Source organism: Streptococcus hyointestinalis (genome assembly GCF_011039275.1).
Classification (GTDB): domain Bacteria; phylum Bacillota; class Bacilli; order Lactobacillales; family Streptococcaceae; genus Streptococcus; species Streptococcus hyointestinalis_A.
This window is the reverse complement of record NZ_JAAKGB010000001.1, coordinates 290101-305034: the sequence shown is the minus strand read 5'-3', so window position 1 is coordinate 305034 and position 14934 is coordinate 290101. Positions and strand designations below refer to the sequence as shown.

The 14934-nt window shown below is 44.7% G+C and carries 15 protein-coding genes; all 15 read right to left on the bottom strand.

Annotated features, from left to right (window positions below; all coding sequences use genetic code 11):
- Nucleotides 1–13: 13 nt before the first annotated feature.
- The gene (locus G5B60_RS01640; protein WP_241154465.1) at nucleotides 14–1885 is read right to left on the bottom strand and encodes a restriction endonuclease subunit S; all 1872 of its coding nucleotides are present in this window, start codon (nucleotides 1883–1885) and stop codon (nucleotides 14–16) included.
- Between the two features lie 18 nt (nucleotides 1886–1903).
- Nucleotides 1904–2506 (bottom strand): protein adenylyltransferase Fic, encoded by a 603-nt coding sequence (fic, locus tag G5B60_RS01635; protein ID WP_164682280.1) that lies wholly within the window; start codon nucleotides 2504–2506, stop codon nucleotides 1904–1906.
- Nucleotides 2506–4053 (bottom strand): type I restriction-modification system subunit M, encoded by a 1548-nt coding sequence (locus tag G5B60_RS01630; protein WP_164682279.1) that lies wholly within the window; start codon nucleotides 4051–4053, stop codon nucleotides 2506–2508. The genes fic and G5B60_RS01630 overlap by 1 nt, the downstream gene beginning before the upstream one ends.
- Before the next feature lie 139 nt (nucleotides 4054–4192).
- Nucleotides 4193–4585, bottom strand: coding sequence for a 30S ribosomal protein S9 (gene rpsI / locus G5B60_RS01625; protein WP_164682278.1), 393 nt, complete (start codon nucleotides 4583–4585; stop codon nucleotides 4193–4195).
- A 19-nt stretch (nucleotides 4586–4604) separates the two neighbouring features.
- Nucleotides 4605–5051, bottom strand: a complete 447-nt coding sequence (gene rplM / locus G5B60_RS01620; protein WP_003063191.1) for a 50S ribosomal protein L13 — start codon at nucleotides 5049–5051, stop codon at nucleotides 4605–4607.
- A 193-nt stretch (nucleotides 5052–5244) separates the two neighbouring features.
- Nucleotides 5245–6909 (bottom strand): ATP-binding protein, encoded by a 1665-nt coding sequence (locus G5B60_RS01615; RefSeq protein ID WP_164682277.1) that lies wholly within the window; start codon nucleotides 6907–6909, stop codon nucleotides 5245–5247.
- Nucleotides 6906–7577, bottom strand: coding sequence for a response regulator transcription factor (locus G5B60_RS01610; protein WP_164684083.1), 672 nt, complete (start codon nucleotides 7575–7577; stop codon nucleotides 6906–6908). Before G5B60_RS01610 ends, G5B60_RS01615 begins: the two co-directional genes overlap by 4 nt.
- Nucleotides 7577–8233: a phosphate signaling complex protein PhoU gene (gene phoU / locus G5B60_RS01605; RefSeq protein WP_164684081.1), complete on the bottom strand. Its 657-nt coding sequence runs from the start codon at nucleotides 8231–8233 to the stop codon at nucleotides 7577–7579. Before phoU ends, G5B60_RS01610 begins: the two co-directional genes overlap by 1 nt.
- The gene (pstB, locus tag G5B60_RS01600; protein ID WP_164682276.1) at nucleotides 8230–8979 is read right to left on the bottom strand and encodes a phosphate ABC transporter ATP-binding protein PstB; all 750 of its coding nucleotides are present in this window, start codon (nucleotides 8977–8979) and stop codon (nucleotides 8230–8232) included. The genes phoU and pstB overlap by 4 nt, the downstream gene beginning before the upstream one ends.
- Nucleotides 8972–9814: a phosphate ABC transporter permease PstA gene (gene pstA, locus G5B60_RS01595; protein ID WP_164682275.1), complete on the bottom strand. Its 843-nt coding sequence runs from the start codon at nucleotides 9812–9814 to the stop codon at nucleotides 8972–8974. Before pstA ends, pstB begins: the two co-directional genes overlap by 8 nt.
- Nucleotides 9815–9817: 3 nt before the next feature.
- Nucleotides 9818–10666 carry a phosphate ABC transporter permease subunit PstC gene (pstC, locus tag G5B60_RS01590; protein WP_164682274.1) on the bottom strand — a complete coding sequence of 283 codons (849 nt, stop codon included), beginning with the start codon at nucleotides 10664–10666 and terminating at the stop codon, nucleotides 9818–9820.
- Nucleotides 10667–10674: 8 nt separating this feature from the next.
- Nucleotides 10675–11544, bottom strand: a complete 870-nt coding sequence (locus tag G5B60_RS01585) for a substrate-binding domain-containing protein (RefSeq protein ID WP_164682273.1) — start codon at nucleotides 11542–11544, stop codon at nucleotides 10675–10677.
- 165 nt (nucleotides 11545–11709) lie between these two features.
- Complete coding sequence (gene gatB, locus G5B60_RS01580; RefSeq protein ID WP_164682272.1) at nucleotides 11710–13152, bottom strand: Asp-tRNA(Asn)/Glu-tRNA(Gln) amidotransferase subunit GatB; 1443 nt, start codon at nucleotides 13150–13152, stop codon at nucleotides 11710–11712.
- Entirely contained in the window at nucleotides 13152–14618 is a 1467-nt protein-coding gene (gene gatA, locus G5B60_RS01575) for an Asp-tRNA(Asn)/Glu-tRNA(Gln) amidotransferase subunit GatA (protein WP_164682271.1), read from the bottom strand. Before gatA ends, gatB begins: the two co-directional genes overlap by 1 nt.
- Nucleotides 14618–14920 carry an Asp-tRNA(Asn)/Glu-tRNA(Gln) amidotransferase subunit GatC gene (gatC, locus tag G5B60_RS01570; RefSeq protein WP_164682270.1) on the bottom strand — a complete coding sequence of 101 codons (303 nt, stop codon included), beginning with the start codon at nucleotides 14918–14920 and terminating at the stop codon, nucleotides 14618–14620. The genes gatA and gatC overlap by 1 nt, the downstream gene beginning before the upstream one ends.
- Nucleotides 14921–14934 lie beyond the last annotated feature (14 nt).

Here is a 14934-nt window from a genome sequence, read left to right as displayed (position 1 = left end):
TCCTCTTCAATTTTTAAACAAAAGTTAATAGCTTATCTCTAAAGTAAGCATACTGCTTCTCTCGAAGCTCAATTTCTCTTGGCAGACCTTGCGTTAGGCTATTGGTCAAGGTATCAAAGCGGTCAAGAATAGAGACGATATGGGCTTGGTCGGAGAGAGAGGGTAAAGTAATCAGAAATCTCTCCATATCTTTTGCATTGATACGGATGACCTTTGTCCCTGTCACCTTTCTTTCTTTTTGCATTTGAAAATGAATAGATTTAAAGTAGTAATTGATAAATCTAGCATTCTGTGAAGTGCTGATGACATAGGCATCTCCTGAGATACCTACATCCTCCTGACCCTCCCAGACAAGAGCTTTACCTACATCTTCTACGTTTTCAGAAGTTGTTGCCATTATAATATCAAACGGCTTGGCTTTTTTTAGCTTATCAAAAACAGCTTTATTAGCAAACGATACTGTGCTATCCGTCGAAAAGCCATACTTCGTATAAATTTGACCATAGTGAATAACAGGATAACCTGTTTCTGTAAAATCTTTCTTTTGCAAACCAATTCCTCGTGTGAAGTTGCAAACAGCCCCCAACTCGACCCGTATCGTACCAAACACCCACTGTAAGAGCGCAATTACCCAGTTACTGTACTGTACTGTACTGTACTGTACTGTACTGTCAGTGTACACGCCTTCGGCGGTGAATGTCAAGAGCTTATCTCTAAAAAATGCATACTGTTTTTGACGTAGCTCAATCTCCTTGGGCAGCCCGATATTGAGGTCGTGACAAACCGTATCAAAATGGTCGAGAACGTAAACGATACGTTCTTGGATAGCAAGAGGAGGGACGGGGAGTTTGAAGTTTTCAGTATCTCTACTAGAAATCTGAGGCATTTGCATATCATCAGCTATGTTCTGAAAGTGAGCTTTGTTATGTTTCAAATAATAATAAACATATTTCAGATTAACCGTTTCATTTTCAGAACTATACGACCAAAATTCATTTTTAAAACTAAACGGTTTAGTATAGTATTCAAAATCAATTATTCCCCTTGATTTTACAACGATAGCTTTTTCATTGTGTATATCTTTATCAGGTATATCACCATAATCTACATCTGCGTAAGTTTTTCCACCAGCAAAGATACGAATTGGCGCACCTTCTTTATGCAAACTCTTCATTTGACTTGCTGTAATTTTGGTGCCCCGACCTTTTTGTAAAATATCTCCCAAAGTCTTCCACTCGACTTGATAAACCTCATCCTCAAAAGAGAGTAATTTATCCCTATAAAAAGAATATTGCTTTTTACGGAACGTAAGTTCCGCCGTAAGTTCCGCCGTAAGTTCCATAACATATTCTGTGAATTTGTCAAGTATTTTTACGATTTCTTCTTGAATTTTTAGAGGTGGGAGAGGGATTTTGATTTTAGAGTATATTCCAATCCACTGCCTACCATGCTGCTCTGGTTTATAATGTATAGTACCTAAGCAGTGCCAAATATATCTTATCATTACATCTTCTCTATTATCTTTAATTCTCAATATTTTCATAGCAGAAGACTTAACTTTAAAATCAAAATCAACCCATTTTTTAGCTGTTGTAAAGTCATCAAAAATTATAACTGGTTCATCTTGCGAGGCTTTATATATTCCTTCTACCTCATCTGTATATCCTAAAATAAATGTTTGACCGGCTGTCAAAACAGGAATACTAAATCTATCACTATATTCTTTTGATGAAACAATATACTTGGTCGGTTGTTCATAATCCAAGACTTCTCCCAACTCCTTCCACTCCACCCCATTTGGACAGAGTTCTTTTAACATCTCATCTATTTTAGTCATTTTTTCCCTTTCTTCGCCAGCTAAGTGGTTGACAGTTGGTAGAACCATATTGTTCAGGCATTCCTCCTACAACTCCTCCGTCTTATACAGCTGATAGCCCTCATAATAGTAGGAAGCATCGACACCTTTAAAGAAGGTGGCTTGGCTCAGGTCATCTGTCAAGTGGTTTAAGAGAAGATACTTGAGTTCTCCTGTTGCGATAGGGCTACGCTTCATCGCCATGAGATAAGCCTCTTTATCCACACTGTTCCAGTCTACGACATGCCCTAGCTGAATTCGCAACATGCAGTCTAGCCAGATACGCATGGCACGCCCATTGCCCTCACGAAAAGGGTGCGCAACATTCATCTCCGCATACTTATCCACAATCTCGTCAAAGGTCGTATGCGGCAGCTTATCCAGATAGTCTAGCGATGACGCTAGAAACATCCTCGGCGCAAACTGAAAATTATCCTTAGCGATATTGACATCTCGCAACTTGCCTGCAAAATCGTAAATATCCGCAAACAAAGCACGATGTATGTCCGCTAAGCCCTTAAAGGTTCCCACTTCAAAGCGAAACAACTGCCCTGTCTCTATCAGCTCTTTGGCTCTTGACTTTGTTAAGCGCTCCTCTTCACGTGCCAAGTCAGCACTGCTGGTGAGTCCCAGCTTATTATCTAACACCATCAGCTAAGCTCCTTGACAATCTCGTCAATCTCAGCACGCAAGCGGTCAATCTTTACCACCGTCTCTGCGATTTCCTTGTTCAAGACATCAATGTCAATCTTCTCACGTGTTTCTTCCCTTTCCACATAGGTAGAGACTGAGAGTTTGTAGTCCTCCTCGACAATCTTGTCATAAGCCACTGCCTGCGCAAAGTAGTCCTTACTCTCCTTATTCTCAAAGCTAGAGAGAATGGTCGCAATGTTGTCTTCAGTCAGGACATTATTATTAGTCTCCTTTTTAAAGCACTTGCTAGCGTCAATGAAGAAAACATCTGTATTGGGCTTATTCTTAGCCAAAACAAGGATACACGTCGCAATGCTGGTGCCGTAAAAGAGATTGTCTGGCAACTGGATAACCGCCTCGACAAAGTTGCCATCAACCAAGTACTTGCGAATCTTTTGCTCCGCACCACCACGGTAAAAAATCCCAGGGAAAGTGACAATAGCAGCTCGCCCTTGTGAAGACAGATAGCTGAGACTATGCATGATAAAGGCAAAGTCAGCCTTGGACTTAGGCGCCAAAACCCCGGCAGGGGCAAAACGGTCATCATTGATGAGCGTTGGATCGCCAGAGCCTACCCACTTGATAGAGTAAGGCGGATTTGAGACGATAGCATCAAAGGGCTTATCATTGCCATGCTTAGGGTCAAGGAGCGTATCTCCACGCTCGATACTAAACTTGTCATAGTTGATATTGTGAAGAAACATATTCATACGAGCTAGATTATAGGTGGTCATGTTTATTTCTTGACCGTAAAAACCATCTTCGATGATATGCTCTGTAAACTGTTTCTTAGCTTGGAGCAAGAGAGAGCCCGAACCGCAGGCAGGATCGTATATTTTGTTGATTTTATTGTCCTCATTACGCCCCACCATGACGATTTGCGCTAGCAACTTAGACACACTTTGAGGAGTGAAAAACTCACCTCCGGATTTTCCGGCATTCGAAGCATACTTAGAAATCAAGAACTCATAAGCATCCCCAAAAAGGTCAATCTGACTGTCCTCAAAGTCACCAAAATCCAGCTCTGCTATGCCTTCTAAAATATCAGCCAAACGCTTATTACGCTCTGGCACAGTATTGCCCAGACGGTTGCTGGTCGTGTCCACATCATCAAAAAGACCCCTGATGTCATCCTCACTAGCATAACCCATAGCACTAGACTGGATATTGTCAAAAATGGTCTTGAGGTCAGTGTTGAGATTATCGTTTGTGCGAGCTTTTTTGACGACATTGACAAAAAGCTCATCAGGCATGATGAAATAACCCTTGGTCTTAACACCATCCTCAATGACCTCAGGCGTGATCATGTCCTTTGGCACCTGTGCATAATTGACCTCAGGATCGCCGCCCTCGATGTAATCAGTGAAGTTCTCGCTAATAAAGCGGTAAAACAAAATCCCTAAAATATACTGCTTAAAATCCCAACCATCTACCGCACCACGCACATCATCTGCTATCTTCCAAATCTTATTATGCAATGCCTGCCTTTGCGCTTGACTTGTCATTTCTTACCTCTCTTGTGTTTATTGGTTTTATTATATCAGATTTTTAAATCCATTAGAATACTTTTGCAACTCCATTCACTGACTCCACAAAAAAGAACACCCAAAAGGGTGTTCCATATAAAACTGTAATTCTTTCGAATTAACGTTTTGAGAATTGTGAAGCTTTACGTGCTTTCTTAAGACCTGGTTTTTTACGTTCAACCATACGAGCGTCACGAGTAAGAAGACCTGCACGTTTAAGTGAATCGCGGAAGTCTGGGTCTACTTGAAGAAGTGCGCGTGCGATACCGTGACGGATTGCACCTGATTGACCAGCGTATCCACCACCAACAACGTTTACAAAGACATCATAGCTACCTTGAGTAGATGTCACAGCAAATGGTTGGTTGATGACCAAGCGAAGGTCAGCGTGTGGGATGTACTCTTCAACATCTTTTTTGTTAACAGTGATTTTACCTGTACCTGGTATCAAACGAACGCGTGCAACAGCGTTTTTACGACGACCAGTACCTGTGTATTGAGCTTGTGCCATTTATATACTCCTTTCTCTCTTAGATAAGACCTTTAATATCAAGGACTTCTGGTTGTTGTGCAGCATGTGTATGTTCACTACCGACAAATACTTTCAATTTCATGCCTTGTGCACGTCCAAGAGTATTGTGTGGGAGCATGCCTTTTACAGACTTTTCGATCAAGCGAACAGCGTTTTTAGAGCGCAATTCACCAGCTGAGATTTGTTTCAAACCACCTGGATACATTGAGTGAGTGTAGTAGATTTTGTCTGTTGCTTTTTTACCAGTCAATTTCACTTTTTCAGCGTTGATGACGATAACAAAGTCACCTGTATCAGTGTGTGGTGTGAAAGTTGGTTTGTTCTTTCCGCGAAGTACGCTAGCAACTACTGCAGAAAGGCGTCCAAGAGGGACATCAGTCGCATCAACGACATACCATTTGCGTTCAACTTGACCTGGCTTAGCCATGAATGTTGTTTTGTTCATGATTTCTCCTATACGAATTCGTTTTTGTTTACAGATGTGGATGTTCCGGTCCACGAGTTATTTGAAAGGTTCCGGGGCCTTACAAATGGGGTAAACAATACCGCTTATAATCATATCAAAAATAGACGAGGTAAGTCAAGCCCTTTGCCAGTTTTTTTGGAAAATTTATAGGACAGGATAGTTAGAGTAGCACTTACTCTTTATCTAGCGGAAAATAGAGGGTGATACGGGTTCCTTGCCCTTCTTGGCTATCAATAAAGATACTGGCGTGATGGAGTTTTGCGATGTGTTTGACGATAGAGAGCCCTAAGCCAGTGCCTCCGACCTGTTTTGATCTGCTCTTGTCCACTCGGTAAAAGCGCTCAAAGATACGCTCTTGGTTTTCCTTTGAAATGCCAATACCTGTGTCTCGGACTTGAAGGATGACCTTGTCGCTATCAGGCATGACCTCGACAAAGACTTGACCGCCTGCTTGATTGTACTTAATGGCATTGTCACAGAGATTGTAGACAAGAGAGTGCAAAAGAGAAGCATCTCCGTAAAGGCTAGCGCTACTTCCCGTTAAGATAAGCCCAATCTGCTGTTGGTCTGCCTTGAAAGAAAGGCTGTCAACGACATTCTCCGTCACTTGATACAGATCCACCTTGTCTGAGGCTGTATAGGCGGACTCATCTAGCTGGGAGAGATAGATGATGTCCTCAACCAGCTGGACAGTGCGCTGGGACTCAGCGTAAATCTTCTCCGAAAAAGTTTGAATATCGCTTGGGGAAGCCAGATTATTTTTCATAATCTCTGAGTAGCCCAAGATAGACTGGAGAGGCGTTTTGAGCTCGTGCGAGATATTGGCAGTGAACTCTCTACGCATTTGCTCGTTTTTAAACTCTTCGCTCGCATCAAACAAGAGAAGCACCACTCCTGTCAGCTGACCGTCTGAGGTGACAGGTCGCACCAAGGTTTGATAGGTTTTATCCTGAAAATGCAGCAGGCGCTCTGCCTTGTGATTTTGAAAGCCTGTATCTAGCAGAGCATTGAGCTTGCTATCTCGGCTGATGTCCAGCATATTTTTCCCAACACAGTCGCCCTCTAGTCCAAAGAGAGCTTTTGCGGCTGGATTGATACTGACAATCTGTCTCTGATTGTCCAGCAAAATCATGCCTTCCTTGATCTTTGCGATAATGGTATCAAACTCGCTAATCTTGCGATCCAGCAGACTTTCTTTTTGAGCGATTTCTTTTTGATTGTGGTCAATTTTTCTAAGCAAGGGCGTCAGCTCTTCGTAGGCAAGGTCATTGTCCAAGGGATGGTCGAGATTGAGATGATTTAGGGGAAAAATCAGCTTTTTAGCAATAGACCTTGCCATCCAGATGGAAAGACTCAGCGTAATCACGATAATCACCACAATGTAAGGCAACATGCCCATCAAAAGACGGATGATACTGTCTTGACTGACAGACAGACGGACAATGGTGCCATTGTCTAAGCGCTTGGCGTAGTAAACGTATTTTTGCGTCAGGGTTTGTGAATAACGCATGCTCTTGCCGTAGCCTGTGCTTAGTGCTTCTTTGATTTCTTCTCGGTGCAGGTGGTTTTCCATCTGCGAGGCTTCTGACTTGGTGTCATAGAGGACATCGCCTCGATTATCCACCCAAGTAATGCGGACATTTGCTAGCTTGAGGTCATCAAAGTAGGTTTTTCCCTCCTCTGTAACTCCATGCGCTACTAGTGTTGCCTCCGTTTTGAGCTGGTCGAGCTGCACTTGACTAAAATAGCGGTAAAGAGCGCCCAGACTCAGCACCAGCGACACCACAAATACGCTCATGGTCGCAAGCAAAATCGAGCGAAAAATCTTTTTGGTCATTTGGGTACCTCCAAGTGATAACCAACACCTCTAAGGGTTTTGATGTATTTGCCACAATCCCCCAGCTTGGTGCGTAGTGTCCCGATATGCACATCCACCGTGCGGGTCTCTCCAAAATAATCCGCTCCCCAGACCTTATCTAGCAACTCCTGCCGTGTAAAAACCCTTTGCGGGTACTTGATGAGGAGATGAAGCAAGTCAAACTCCTTGAGCGTCAGCTGAACCTTGCTGTTTTTGACATAGACAGCGTAGGTCTGTGTATTGACCGCCAAATCACCGATTTGTAAAAGAGAGGTTTCTGTGCCTTGGCTACGTCTAAGGACTGCCTTGATACGTGAAATCATCTCCATCATCCCAAACGGCTTGACCAGATAATCATCAGCCCCCAAGTCAAGCCCCTTGACCTTGTCATACTCTGTACCTTTAGCAGTCGCCATGATGACAGGGATTGCCTGGGTTCTAGGGTTTTTACGTAGCTTTTCTAAAATGGTAATGCCGTCCTCATCTGGCAGCATAATGTCAAGGATGATAAGCTCAGGCAGTTCATCATCCAGTCGGCTCCAAAAGGCTTGACTGCTTGGAAAGCCCACACTGTCAAAACCTGTTGATTTTAGGGTGTAAACCATCAACTCTCTGATGTTGTCATCATCCTCAACACAAAATAGCATCATTCTCCTCCGTCTATGTCCAATTGACCTGTGATCGCATAGAGCACCCACTTAGCGATATTGACCGCATGATCGCCGATACGCTCGATGTATTTTGAGACCATGAGAAGGTCAATAGCGTGTTCGATGTCAAGGCTTTTGCTAGCAAAGCGCTCTACTAATAATACTTTTATTGTATCAAAATTTTCATCAACTTCCTCATCTTTTGCAATGACTTTTAGGGCTAGCGCTTCATCCTCATGCACAAAAGCGTCAATACTCATGGTCACCATTTCACGCACACTATCCACCATGTGCTGGAGGACATGAAGCTCCTTGCTCTTGACAATGTGCCCCTGCGCCACAATCTCTGAGACCTCGTAAGCTTGTGTGCCGATACGTTTAAGATCATAGACCATCTTGAGAGCAGACGAGACCGTGCGCAAGTCCTTAGCCACAGGCTGCTGACGCAGTAAGAGCTTTAGGCACCTGCTTTCGATGTCTTGCTCCATTTGCTCGATTTCTTCGGCTAGAGTGGCTATTGTCTTGGTGTTTGGTAACTGTTCTTTTTCGATAGCCTTAAAAGTCTTTAGTATAATCTCCTCACACAGCGAGCCCATCTCGATAAGCTCTTGATGTAGGGTCAGTAGTTGCTTTTCAAATCTTGCACGCATTATCCAAATCTCCCTGTAATGTACTTTTCTGTTCGCTCGTCCTTTGGCATGGAAAAAATCTGGCTGGTCGCTCCTTTTTCGACCACCTCACCCATCAAAAAGAAGGCGGTCTGGTCTGAAATCCGCACAGCTTGTTGCATATTGTGCGTGACAATGGCAATGGTGTATTTCTTTTTCAGCTCAATAACCAAATCCTCAATCTTAGCCGTTGAAATCGGATCAAGCGCACTGGTTGGCTCATCCATGAGGAGAATATCAGGTTCAATAGCCAGCGCTCTTGCGATACAAAGGCGCTGCTGTTGACCACCTGACATGCCAAGAGCGGACTTGCCTAGACGGTCTTTGACCTCATCCCAGATAGCCGCATTTTTTAGCGATATCTCGACAATCTCATCTAGCTTTGCCTTTGAATGAATGCCGTGCGTTCTAGGACCAAAGGCGATATTGTCATAGATACTCATGGGGAAGGGATTGGGCTTTTGAAAGACCATGCCGACTTTCTTGCGCAAGATATTGACGTCCAAATCTTGGTAGATGTCCTCATCGTCAAGCAGGACGTTGCCTGTGATACGGCAGTTGGCAACGAGGTCATTCATGCGGTTGAGGCTTTTTAGAAGCGTTGATTTGCCGCAGCCTGACGGTCCGATAAAAGCTGTGATTTCCCTTTCCTTGATGTCTAGTTGAATGTCCTTTAAGGCGTGAAAATCGCCATAATACAAATCCAAATGACGGACACTGATGTTACTCATGAGCGTCTCCTCCTAATTTTCGTGAAATAAAAGCTGACAAGAGATTGATGATAATGACAACAACCAAGAGAACAACGGCTGTTGCATAGGTCTGATTGAGGTAGATACCCTCGCCTGATATGGCGTACATGTGCACTGCCAAGGTGCGTGAGGAGCTAAAGACGCTCTTTGCCACCTCAGCAACTGTCCCTGCCGTGAAAATCAAGGCAGCAGACTCCCCAACGATTCTTCCGATAGCAAGGATGACACCAGAAAAGATACTGGAGCTGGCACTTGGTAGCACAATCCTAAAAATCGTGCGTAATTTTCCAGCGCCTAGGGCAAAACAGCCCTCACGGTAGCTGTCTGGCACAGACAAAAGGGCTTCTTCCGTCGTTCTGATAATGAGCGGCAGCACCATGATACTAAGGGTCAGTGCTCCTGCCAAAAGGGACAGCCCCAGCTGCATGTATTTGACAAAAAACAAAGAACCAAACAAACCGTAGATGATAGAGGGAATCCCTGATAGGGTCTCTGCTGCTGTGCGGATGACAGACACAAAGAAGTGACCACGCCTAGCATACTCCACCAGATAAATAGCAGCTCCCACACCTAGAGGAATGGCAAGGATGAGCGATAAAAGCACCATAAAAAGCGTGTTGATAAGGGCAGGAAGCAGCGAGACGTTCTCACTGGTATAAGTCAGAGAAAACAGGCTTGGGGTCAAGTGTGGAATGCCCTTGACTAGGATATAGCCAATAATCAAGCAAATAGCGGTACCAACTAGCATAATAGCCGCATATACCAGAGCAGCTAATAGCAGAGACAACGGGTCTTTTTGACGTGTTTTTTTCATAGACTATTCCTTTCCTCTGCTCAAGACTGAAAAGGTCAGGTTGATGAGCAGGATAAAGACAAAGAGCACAACGGCTGTTGCTATCAGCGCCTCACGGTGTAGGTCAGTCGAATAGCCCATTTCCATAACGATATTGGTTGTTAGGGTTCTGACACCAGAGGTCAGCGAGTCTGGGATGATGGCTTGATTTCCCGCCACCATAATCACCGCCATAGTCTCACCGATAGCACGTCCAATTCCAAGTACAATCCCTGCTAAAATCCCACGCTTTGCCGCAGGCACCATGACAAAGAAAACACTTCTCTCATGACTAGCCCCAAGCGCCACAGCTCCGTCATAGTAGCTAGAGGGCACTGCCTGCAGGGCTGACTCTGACACGGTGATAATGGTCGGCAAAATCATGATACCAAGTAGTATAGACGCTGTTAAGACCCCCATACCGTAGCCACCAAAATTATTTCTAACAAATGGCACCAACACCACTAAACCAAAGAAACCATAGACAACTGACGGGATACCTGCCATCAGATTGATTGCCGCTCTTAGTGGCTTATAGAGGGGCTTAGGGCAAAATTGAGCGAGGAAAACCGCACTCAAAACACCTAGAGGTACACCAATAACCAAAGCCCCTGCCGTCACATAGAGGGAACCCAAAATCATGGGCAAAATACCATAAAGATTGTTGGCTGGTCGCCACACTGTCCCAAAAAGAAAATCTGAAAGACCAATCTCCTTGATGGCTGGCACACCACTAGCAAATAAAAAGATACAGATTAAAACAACAGCTAAAACAGAAATGCAGGCAGTCAGCAAAAACACGACCTGCATTCCCTTTTCTCTCAATTGATTCATGTTACTCCCTATTTAGAGACGTCACTCCACTTGGTGGTGTCGCCTGTAAAGATAGACTTGACTTGCTTACTGGTCAGGCTCTTGGCGTCATTTTCTTTATTGACAATAACGGCGATACCGTCTTTTGCAATGACAGTCGCTGTCACGCCCTGGCTGGTTTCAGAGTCTTTGAGCTCACGAGACGCCATACCGATGTCAGCTGTGCCGTCAATAGTTGCGGTCACTCCTGTTGAGGAATCGCTTTGTTGCACTTCGACTTTGATATTAGCGTTCACCTTAGCGTAAGCTTCTTTTAATTTCTCCATGACAGGAGCTACCGAGCTTGAGCCAGAGACAACAACCTTGCCAGAATCTACAGTTGATGTGTAAGTGCTGCTTGCCTCAACTGGGATGTAGCCATCTTTTTCCACCACTTTTTGACCATCACTACTCATGATAAAGTTAATGAAATCTTGTGCAGCGTCGCTCACTTTAGCTTTTGTTACGATGTTAAAGGGACGTGAAATCTTGTAGCTGTCGTTTTCGACATTTGCCACACTTGGCTTGACACCATCGATAGACACCGCTTTGACCGAATCGTCAAGAGCTCCAAGCGAAGTATAGCCAACCGCCTGCTCATCTCCAGCAACTGTCGTCAACATGACAGCTGTGGAGTTTGTGACAATGGCGCTAGACGTTGTCAAATCCACTTTTTCACCATCTTTTTCTTCTTCAATGCCAAACAGCTCCACAAAAGCGCCACGTGTCCCTGAGCCCTCCTCACGAGAGACGACACTAATGGTTTGTGCGCTCGACGCACTTTTACCACAAGCAGCCAAGGCTGGCAAGAAAAAGCAGCTCGCTAAAACAGCAACTGAAAACATTGTCTTCTTTGACATAAGAAATCCTTTCTTCTTGTACTCTCTAAAGAGCAGTGATTGATGTTTGTTACAAGCTTATTTTATCCCGCTATTATCAAATGCAAGTACTAGCTTATGTAAAATCTATGTAAAGTCGCACAAAATTAAAAAACAGCAAGAGAACTTCTTGCTGTTTTTTATGTTTTAATCTTCTTTCAACTTAGCCAATTCTTGAGCTAAAAGTTTTAGGGCAACTTGTGGGTTGGCTTGTCCTTTAGTTGCTTTCATGAGGAAGCCTGTAAAAGCTTTGTCGGCATTACGTTTGCCAGACTTGAAGTCAGCGACGGCTGCTGGATTGTCCTCAAAGACTTGGTGAATGATTGGAATCAAGACGGCTGGGTCAGAAATCTGTACCAAACCTGATGACTCGACATATTCACGTGCAGAGCCACCGTTTTTCGCCAAATGCACAAAGACTTTCTTGGCAATCTTAGACGAAATCGTGCCGTCCTCAATCAAGCCAATCATCTCAACCAGATTGTCTGGTGTGAGGGCGATTTCTGGCAAGGTCTTAGCCTGTGCGTTGAGGTACTGTGCCACCTCACCTTGCAGCCAGTTGGAGATTTGCTTAGCGTCACCGCCAAGTGCCACTGCTTGTTCAAAGAAGTCAGAGGTCGCCTTAGTCGCTGTCAATTGCGCCGCATCGTAGGCGCTTAGACCATAGCTAGACACATACTTGGCACGACGCTCTTTTGGAAACTCTGGCAAGGTCTTTTGAACCTCGTCAATCCACTCGTTAGAAATCTCAAAAAGCGGAAGATCAGGCTCTGGGAAGTAGCGGTAATCAGCTGCGCCTTCCTTGACACGCATGAGGATAGTAGCTTTATTTGCCTCGTCATAGCGGCGTGTTTCTTGACGGATTTGCCCACCGCTGCGCAAGATTTTAGCTTGACGCTCAACCTCGTAAGCCAGCCCTTTACGGACATTGTTAAAGGAGTTGAGGTTTTTAAGCTCGGTCTTGACACCAAATTCCTCTTGACCGTAAGGACGTAGCGAGATGTTAGCGTCCACACGCATAGAGCCCTCTTCCATCTTGACGTCTGAGATACCTGTGTACTGGATGATTTCCTTGAGAGCTGTCAGATAAGCATAAGCCTCCTCTGGGCTACGCATGTCCGCCTCAGATACAATCTCAATCAAAGGCACGCCTTGGCGGTTGAGGTCAACATAAGAATAACCGTCTGTACCATGGGTGTTTTTCCCAGCGTCCTCCTCGAGGTGGGCACGCTCGATACGAATTTTCTTGGTCGTGCCGTCCTCAAGCTCAATCTCAATCCAGCCATTGTAGCCGATTGGCTCGTCAAACTGCGAAATTTGATAAGCCTTTGGATTGTCTGGGTAGAAATAGTTCTTGCGGTCAAAGTGCATGTGCTGGTGAATGTCCATATTGAGCGCAAGCGCTGCTTTGATACCGTAGTCGATGACACCCTTGTTCATCACAGGTAGCACACCAGGGAAGGACCAGTCAATGACATTGGTATTGGCATTTGGATCTTCACCAAAGTGGGCTGAAGATGGTGAGAAAATCTTTGATGCGGTATTTAACTCAACATGGACTTCTAGTCCGATAATGGTTTCAAAGTTCATTAGTTCTCACCTCCAAAAAGAATCGGTTGTTGCTTGTGGTAGTCCGTTGTCGCCTCAAAAGCACTAGCTGCTTGGTAGATGGTGCTTTCTGAGTATTTTGGTCCAATCAATTGTAGCCCTACTGGCAAGCCTTCTACAAAGCCTGCTGGGATTGAAATCCCTGGTAACCCAGCTAGATTGACCGGAATAGTCAAGATGTCTGCTAGGTACATAGCAACTGGGTCATGATTGAGCGAGTCAAGATCGTAAGCCACGCTAGGCGCTGTTGGTCCCAAAATCAAATCGTAGTCCGCAAAGACTTTCTCAAAATCTTGGATGATAAGCGTACGCACTTGCCCTGCTTTTTTGAAGTAAGCGTCGTAATAACCAGATGACAAACTGAATGTCCCAAGCATGATACGGCGCTTCACCTCATCGCCAAAACCTTCTGAGCGGGTATTGACATAGATGTCCTCAAGGTTTTGGTAGTTTTCTGTACGATAGCCGTAGCGGATACCGTCAAAACGCTGCAAGTTGGATGACGCTTCAGATGAAGCGATAATGTAGTAAACAGCGACACCGTATTTAGAGTGAGGCAGAGACACTTCCTCAACGACAGCACCCAATTTTTCAAAGTGCTTAGCTGCTTTGAGGATAGTTTCTTTGACTTCTGGTGCGATACCTTCGCCTAGATATTCTTTTGGCAAGGCAATCTTCATGCCCTTGATGTCTTGACCAATCTTAGCGGTAAAGTCCTCAAAGTCACAGTTCGCTGAGGTTGAGTCTTTAACGTCATGCCCAGAGATAGCTGTGAGCAATTGCGCATTTTCCTTAACCGTTTGAGCAAAAGGTCCGATTTGGTCGAGCGATGAGCCAAAAGCGATAAGCCCAAAGCGAGAAACACGACCATAGGTAGGCTTCAAGCCGACAACACCGTTAAAGGCAGCTGGCTGGCGAATAGACCCACCAGTATCAGAACCAAGAGAGAGACGCACCTGACCAGAGGCAACTGCTGTCGCAGAACCACCAGATGAGCCACCAGGCACCTTGCTGTGGTCCCAAGCGTTCTTGGTCTTTTTGAAGTAGGATGTTTCAGTAGAGCCCCCCATGGCAAACTCGTCCATGTTGGTCTTTCCGATGACAATCATATCCTTGCTATAAGCCTTCTCCACCGCTGTCGCATCAAAAATCGGCTCATAGTTGTAGAGCATTTTAGAGGCTGCTGTGGTGAGGATACCTTTTGTTGAGATATTATCTTTAATAGCAAGAGGGATACCGCTCAAAGGATTTTCCGCATCAATCCCACGCTCATCAATTGCCTGTGCTTGCGCAAGCGCAGCGTCCTCAGCCACCGTGATAAAAGAATCCACCTTGTCCTCACGCGCTTTGATACTCTCAAGCGTGTCCTTGGTCAACTCCACCGCTGAGATGTCTTTATTGACCAAAAGCTCATGTAATTCATCAATTGACTTGTGTGTCAAACTCATCAAGCGTCACCTCCATCCTCTAAAATCGCTGGTACTTTAATATAGTAGTTTTCTTGCTCAGGGACATTTTTAAAGAGCTGGTCACGGTCCTCTCCTTTTTGGGCAATGTCCGCACGCACAACTGTTTTTTGGTCTGCCATGGTCGTGGTCACTGGCACACCTGTGGTGTCTACTTCATTTAAAAGCTCAACCATGTCCACAATCTTTGAAAGAGTCGTTGCAAACTCTGTTGTCTCTTCCTCAGAAAAAGACAACTTCGACAGATTGGCAACATGACGCACTTCTGCTTCTGAGATTTTCATGTTCGTTCTCCTCT

Excerpts from the sequence above, each read along its gene's own strand:
- G5B60_RS01640 (WP_241154465.1), bottom strand. The coding sequence starts at position 1,885 with ATGGTTCTACCAACTGTCAACCACTTAGCTGGCGAAGAAAGGGAAAAA.
- fic (WP_164682280.1), bottom strand. The coding sequence starts at position 2,506 with ATGGTGTTAGATAATAAGCTGGGACTCACCAGCAGTGCTGACTTGGCA.
- G5B60_RS01630 (WP_164682279.1), bottom strand. The coding sequence starts at position 4,053 with ATGACAAGTCAAGCGCAAAGGCAGGCATTGCATAATAAGATTTGGAAG.
- rpsI (WP_164682278.1), bottom strand. The coding sequence starts at position 4,585 with ATGGCACAAGCTCAATACACAGGTACTGGTCGTCGTAAAAACGCTGTT.
- rplM (WP_003063191.1), bottom strand. The coding sequence starts at position 5,051 with ATGAACAAAACAACATTCATGGCTAAGCCAGGTCAAGTTGAACGCAAA.
- G5B60_RS01615 (WP_164682277.1), bottom strand. The coding sequence starts at position 6,909 with ATGACCAAAAAGATTTTTCGCTCGATTTTGCTTGCGACCATGAGCGTA.
- G5B60_RS01610 (WP_164684083.1), bottom strand. The coding sequence starts at position 7,577 with ATGCTATTTTGTGTTGAGGATGATGACAACATCAGAGAGTTGATGGTT.
- pstB (WP_164682276.1), bottom strand. The coding sequence starts at position 8,979 with ATGAGTAACATCAGTGTCCGTCATTTGGATTTGTATTATGGCGATTTT.
- pstA (WP_164682275.1), bottom strand. The coding sequence starts at position 9,814 with ATGAAAAAAACACGTCAAAAAGACCCGTTGTCTCTGCTATTAGCTGCT.
- pstC (WP_164682274.1), bottom strand. The coding sequence starts at position 10,666 with ATGAATCAATTGAGAGAAAAGGGAATGCAGGTCGTGTTTTTGCTGACT.
- G5B60_RS01585 (WP_164682273.1), bottom strand. The coding sequence starts at position 11,544 with ATGTCAAAGAAGACAATGTTTTCAGTTGCTGTTTTAGCGAGCTGCTTT.
- gatB (WP_164682272.1), bottom strand. The coding sequence starts at position 13,152 with ATGAACTTTGAAACCATTATCGGACTAGAAGTCCATGTTGAGTTAAAT.
- gatA (WP_164682271.1), bottom strand. The coding sequence starts at position 14,618 with ATGAGTTTGACACACAAGTCAATTGATGAATTACATGAGCTTTTGGTC.
- gatC (WP_164682270.1), bottom strand. The coding sequence starts at position 14,920 with ATGAAAATCTCAGAAGCAGAAGTGCGTCATGTTGCCAATCTGTCGAAG.